This window comes from Polaromonas sp. P4_H1 (assembly GCF_056400945.1).
This window is the reverse complement of the sequence record NZ_JBFUKG010000113.1, coordinates 1-570: the sequence shown is the minus strand read 5'-3', so window position 1 is coordinate 570 and position 570 is coordinate 1. Positions and strand designations below refer to the sequence as shown.

At 63.5% G+C, this 570-nt stretch carries 2 protein-coding genes; both read left to right on the top strand.

Going from position 1 to position 570, the window contains the following annotated elements:
• Nucleotides 1–74: 4Fe-4S dicluster domain-containing protein (locus AC1DS5_RS25400; protein WP_477721012.1), on the top strand; the 74-nt coding region annotated here is incomplete at its 5' end.
• A 310-nt stretch (nucleotides 75–384) separates the two neighbouring features.
• The coding region (locus AC1DS5_RS25395) for a hypothetical protein (protein ID WP_477721011.1) at nucleotides 385–570 on the top strand (186 nt) is incomplete at its 3' end.

The following is a 570-nucleotide window of genomic DNA, read 5'->3' as shown; positions in this document are numbered from 1 at the left end:
TGAAGGATCCCAACGGGAACATCACCTGGGTTCCGCCGGAAGGTGGCGGCGGCCCGAACTACGAGGCGATGTAACCGGTTCGCTGATTACGATTGTGTGAGCGGCGGCGCCCGTAGGCGGGCCGCTACACCGGCCGGATGTCACGATAACGCCACAGTGCGAGCGTTCTCAGGGGCAGTGGCGCAATCCGGCGGCCCAATTGCTGACAGGCTTCAAGGTGCCATTGGTGCGATCGCGCCCCCGATCCTTGCGATTGACCGCCAAACGCGGCATTGTTGGCATGCGCACTATTGCCGGGTCGGCTGCGCATCCGAGCCTGTCTTGCAGTCCTGCTCGCATTTTGCTCGATATCCTGCCCGTAAATCCTGGAGCTAGGCGAACCCTATGTTGTCCATCCGTTTCAATCGTTTGACGCTCGCTGCCGCCACGGTCGCCGTTCTCGCGATGCCCGGTCAGCTGCTGGCGCAAACCCCGGATCATACCGGCGATAGCTCGGCTGCCCAGTTTCCCACCTCCCGTGACCTGAAGTCGCTCACCACCGCCGGCAGCTATCTGGCCGCCCGCCACGCC